The 5,163-nt window shown below is 72.0% G+C and carries 3 protein-coding genes; all 3 read left to right on the plus strand.

Annotation, left to right across the window (positions count from 1 at the left end; translation table 11 throughout):
- Nucleotides 1-467 precede the first annotated feature (467 nt).
- Nucleotides 468-3,917, plus strand: a complete 3,450-nt coding sequence (locus ACFP3U_RS36615; RefSeq protein WP_380230099.1) for a nitrate- and nitrite sensing domain-containing protein — start codon at nucleotides 468-470, stop codon at nucleotides 3,915-3,917.
- 10 nt (nucleotides 3,918-3,927) lie between these two features.
- Complete coding sequence (locus ACFP3U_RS36620) at nucleotides 3,928-4,341, plus strand: roadblock/LC7 domain-containing protein (protein WP_043468791.1); 414 nt, start codon at nucleotides 3,928-3,930, stop codon at nucleotides 4,339-4,341.
- A gap of 161 nt (nucleotides 4,342-4,502) precedes the next feature.
- The coding region (locus ACFP3U_RS36625) for a DUF742 domain-containing protein (protein ID WP_380230100.1) at nucleotides 4,503-5,163 on the plus strand (661 nt) is incomplete at its 3' end.

Below are 5,163 nucleotides of genomic sequence, written 5' to 3' on the forward strand. Positions count from 1 at the left end.
ACAGCGCCAAAAGCGCCCTCATCACCCTCGTCGAACACGCCCTCCTCGCCCGGCTCCGCTGAGCGGAACCCGAGGCCGGCGGCCCCGGCACCCCGTCGGCGTGACGGGGTGCCGGGGCGCGTTCGCGTACGGCGAGGTGTCGCCCGGGCGCCCCGCGCAAGACCCTCCCATAAGCAGCGGATAACAGTTCGGTAGGCATTTCGTGATCAACAATGACTGTTTGTAGCGAATCAGCGTCACTCAGCGCCAGAAGACCACAGTTTTGCGACAGGATGTCGGCGAATGTCCTGAATTGCGCTGCGCACTGCGCCTACCAGCAGCTGTTTGTCCCCCATCCCTGCACGTGCTGAAATTCCAGCTACCCCTGGATCCCGTACGGCTGTCACTCCCCATCCCGGAGCGCTCGGCCACCTGGGGTAGCGCTGGATTGATCCATGGCCGCCCTGCGGCCGAGAGGTAGTTGTCGAGTGAGGCGTAAGCAGCAGGTCGCCCCGCAGCGGCGCTCCGAGCCCCGCCAGAGCGAGCCGAACGGCACGACGCCGGAACCGGGCGGGTTCTCGGCGTTCACCCCCACCGAGGAGCGGCCCCAGGGTGCCGCGGCCCAGCAGCCGCCGAGCTCCGGGAAGAACGGCGCCCCCGGCGCCGTCCCCGGCAGCGGGTCAGGCGGCGGCCCCGGCCCGGACGCCGCGGTACCGAAGAGCAGCCGGTACGACTTCGTACGCCCGCGCAACTGGCGCGTGCCGGCCCGTCTGATCGCGATCCTGCTGATCCCGGTCGTCATCGGCCTGGTCTTCGGTGGTCTGCGCGTCAACACCTCGATCGACGGCTTCGTCAAGGCCGACCGCGCCGAGCGCACCGCCAACCTCGCCAAGGCCGCCACCGAACTCGCCGAGGCACTGGAGAGCGAGCGCGACAAGACGCTCGTACCCCTGCTCACCAAGCAGGACCCGAACAACGACGTCGCCAAGGCCCGCGCGACCACCGACGCCGCCCTCAAGGCGTACGAGGCGGCCTACGACGCGAGCGACAAGTCCGGTGAGCTCCCCCGGCGGCACGACGCCTTCGAGGCCGTGGTCGGGGCCCTGCCGCACCTGCGCGCCGCCGCCTACGGCGACAACCTCTTCGCCTCCGCGACCGTCAGCGCCTACTCGGTGATGTTCGCCCCGCTGATGGCCTACGACAACTCGGTCGGCCTCGGCTCCAGCAACCTCACCAGCAGGGGCCGCTCGATCTACGCGATGTCGCTGGCCAAGGCCTCCGCCTCGACCCAGCGCGCCCTCATGCTGCAGCTGCTGGTCGGCATCGCCGGCCAGAAGACCACCCGGTACGAGAACGTCGACCTCATCCAGCAGCTGCTGGTCGCCCAGCGCCTGGAGCAGACCGCGCTCTCCGAGTTCAACACCGGCAGCGCCCCCGAGGACGCCAAGAAGTACGCCGACGCCCAGGTCGCCCAGGCCGCCATCGACCAGCGCTCCGCCCTCCACATGCCCAACGGCAACATGCCGACCATGACCGGCCTGCTGAACCTCGGCGCCGCCTACACCCAGGCCGCGGCCAACGGCCAGGCTCAGGGCAAGGACGCCGCAGACCGCGCGTACAAGGAGGCCAAGGACTCCGGCCTGACCCCGGAGAACTGGAACCAGGCCGCCAACACCCACATCGCCAGCCTCCGTGCCACCGAGCTCGTGCTGCTGGACGACGTGCTCCACGACGCCGCCGTGCTGCGCGACAACGCGCGCTTCGACGCCATCCTCAACTCGCTGATCGTCGTCGTCGCGCTGGTCCTCGCCGGTGTGCTCACCGGCTACGTGGCCCGCTCGATGATTCTCGGCATGCGCACCCTGCGCAACGCCGCGCTGGCGATCGCCGACCACCGCCTGCCCGAGCTGGTCGAGAAGCTCTCCAAGACCGACCCGGACCGGGTGGACACCCACGTCATCCCGATCCCGCTGCACGGCAAGGACGAGATCGGCGAGGTCGCCCGGGCCTTCGACCAGGTCCACCGGCAGGCGGTCGCGCTCGCCGCCGAGCAGGCCCTGCTCCGAGGCAACGTCAACGCGATCTTCACCAACCTGTCGCGCCGCAGCCAGAGCCTCATCCAGCGCCAGCTGGCGCTGATCACCGACCTCGAGAACAACGAGGCCGACCCGGACCAGCTGGAGAACCTCTTCAAGCTGGACCACCTCGCGACCCGTATGCGCCGCAACGGTGAGAACCTGCTCGTCCTCGCGGGCGAGGAGGCCGGCCGCCGCTGGAACACCCCGGTCCCGCTGGTCGACGTCCTGCGCGCCGCCGCCTCCGAGGTGGAGCAGTACGAGCGCGTCGAACTCGCCGGCATCCCCGAGGCCGAGGTCGTCGGCGCCGCCGTGACCGACCTCGTCCACCTGCTCGCCGAGCTGCTGGAGAACGCCACCACGTTCTCCAGCCCGCAGACCCGGGTGCTGGTCAACGCGACCCGCCTGCCCGACGGCCGGGTGCTCGTCGAGATCCACGACAAGGGCATCGGCCTCACCGCCGAGGACTTCGCGGAGATCAACGAGAAGCTGGCCGAGCCGCCCACGGTCGACGCCACCATCTCCCGCCGGATGGGCCTCTTCGTGGTCGGCCGGCTCTCCCAGCGCCACGACGTCCGCGTCCAGCTCCGCCCCTCCGGCGAGTCCGCGGGCACCACCTCGCTGGTCATGCTGCCGCCGTTCCTGACCCAGATGGCCGCGGCGCCGGAGCCCGAGGAGCAGTTCACCGTCTCCCGGATCTTCGACCAGGAGCCGGCCGCCGAGTGGGCCGCCGAGCACGGTCCGGCCCGCAGCGCCGCCGAACTCGGCTTCGACGACCACCTCACCGGGCAAGGCAGCGCCGGTTCCAGCGGCTTCAGCCCGGCCCTGGAGGCCGTCCAGCGCTCGCAGCGCCTGGACCAGGTCCGGCGCGCCGCGCTGGAGTCCGGTCCGCAGGACGGTCGGCCGCCGGTACTGGACGCCGAGGTCGAGGACGACTACCCGGCGTACGGCCGCCGCAACGACGAGCGGTACGGCCAGGACGAGCAGTACCCGCAGCAGGGCTACGAGCAGTCCGGCTACGCCGACGACCAGTACGGCTACCAGCAGGACGAGTACGGCCAGGACGCCGGCTACGACCGCTCCGGCTACCAGCAGGACGGTTACCAGCAGGACGGCTACGGCCAGTACCCGCAGCAGGGCTACGACCAGTACGGCTACCAGCAGGACGAGTACGGCCAGGACGGCGGCGGCTACGACCGCTCCGGCTACGCCGACGAGCAGCCGTACGGCCGCCGGGCCGAGGAGGCCCCGGCGGGCCACCCGTACGCCCCCGAGCAGCCCGCCCTCCCGGCCGCCGACAGCGGCCAGGGCACCCTGGCGTCCGGGCTGCCGCAGCGCCGCCCGGGCCAGCAGCTGGCCGGCGGCGGATTCCCGTCCGGCCCGCAGAGCGACGGCGAGACCCCCAACTGGTTCGCCGGCGCCAAGGACACCTCGTCCACCCCGGCCGAGCCCCGCGGCGGCCACGACGTGTCGGCCCTCGGCGGCTACGGGCCCACCGGCCCGACCGCGGCCGGCAACCAGACCTGGCAGTCGCCGAACGACGGCGACTGGCAGCGGGCGGAGAAGCTCCGTGAGCCCTCCTCCAGCGGCACCACCGGGGCCGGACTGCCCCGGCGCGTGCCCAAGCAGAACCTGGTGGCGGGCAATGCCAAGCCCACCCCGCAGGACGGTCCGCAGGTGTCCCGCGCGCCCGAGGAGGTCCGCGGCCGCCTGACCAACCTGCGCCGCGGCGTCGAGCAGGGCCGCAGCGCCGGCGGCACCGGAAGCTTCCGGATCGACCCCGATCAGGTAGACCCGTCCGGCAACGGACAGCAGAATCGAAGCACCGATCTCTTCGGCGGCTCGAACCACCAGGAGCGTTGAGTTGAGTCAGATGAGCCAGGCCGCACAGAACCTGAACTGGCTGATCACCAATTTCGTGGACAACACCCCCGGGGTGTCGCACACGGTGGTGGTCTCCGCGGACGGCCTCCTGCTGTGCATGTCCGAGGGTTTCCCCCGCGACCGCGCCGACCAGCTCGCCGCCGTCGCCTCCGGCCTCACCTCCCTCACCACCGGCGCCAGCCGGATCTTCGAGGGCGGCGAGGTCAACCAGACCGTCGTCGAGATGGAACGGGGCTTCCTCTTCCTCATGGCCGTCAGCGACGGCTCGGCACTCGCCGTCCTCGCCGCCCCCGACTCCGACATCGGCCTCGTCGGCTACGAGATGGCCCTCCTCGTCGACCGCGCCGGCGCCGTCCTCACCCCCGCACTCCGCGCAGAACTCCAGGGCAGTCTCCTGCACTGACGGTCCGTCGGATACCGTCCAGGTATTCGAAGCACCTCCGCGCCCGTCCCGGGCCCGCTTCGGCGGGCTCGGGATCGGACGTTGTACGGCCTTCGCACCACCGGCTCCGGACCCGTGCCCGAGCTCGCACCGCACCGCCGCACCCTGTGAGGAGAGGAACCGTGACACCGCCCGATGACCGCAGCGGCCAGTACGGCGTTCCGTACCCTGGCACGGGCCACGACGCCTTCGGAGCACCCGGCGTCGTCGGCCACGGTCAGCAGTACGGCCAGCCGCTCCACGGCCAGCAGTACGACCAGCACGGCCAGCCCGGCCAGCAGCACGGCCAGCCGTCGTACGGACAGCCCGCGTACGGCCAGCCGTACGCGCCGGGTCAGTACGACGAGTACGGCCGGCCCCGGCCCTCGTACGACGCTCCCCCGGCCGGCTACCCGGACGGGACGGGCGGCCGGCAGCCCGGTCACCTCCCCGGCCGCGGCCCGGCCGTCGGTCAGCCGGCCGGACAGTCGCCCGGCGGCCCGTCGCGGCACGCGGGCGACGACTACGAGGACGAGCCGGACTCCGGCCCGCTGATCCGCCCGTTCGCGATGACCGGCGGACGGACCCGGCCGCGGTACGAGCTCGCCCTGGAGGCGCTCGTCTCCGCCGACGTGGACCCGCAGCGCCTGGCCACCCTGCTCCCCGAGCACCAGCGGATCTGCACCCTGTGCACCGAGGTGAAGTCCGTCGCCGAGGTGTCGGCGCTGCTCTCCCTTCCCCTGGGAGTGGCCCGCATCCTCGTGGCCGACCTGGCCGAGGCCGGCCTCGTCGCCATCCACCAGC

It is taken from the genome of Kitasatospora misakiensis (genome assembly GCF_042656005.1).
Classification (GTDB): Bacteria; Actinomycetota; Actinomycetes; order Streptomycetales; family Streptomycetaceae; genus Kitasatospora; species Kitasatospora misakiensis.

Bases quoted from the DNA above. Each gene is read 5' to 3' on its own strand.
- ACFP3U_RS36620 (WP_043468791.1), top strand. From the start codon at position 3,928: ATGAGCCAGGCCGCACAGAACCTGAACTGGCTGATCACCAATTTCGTG.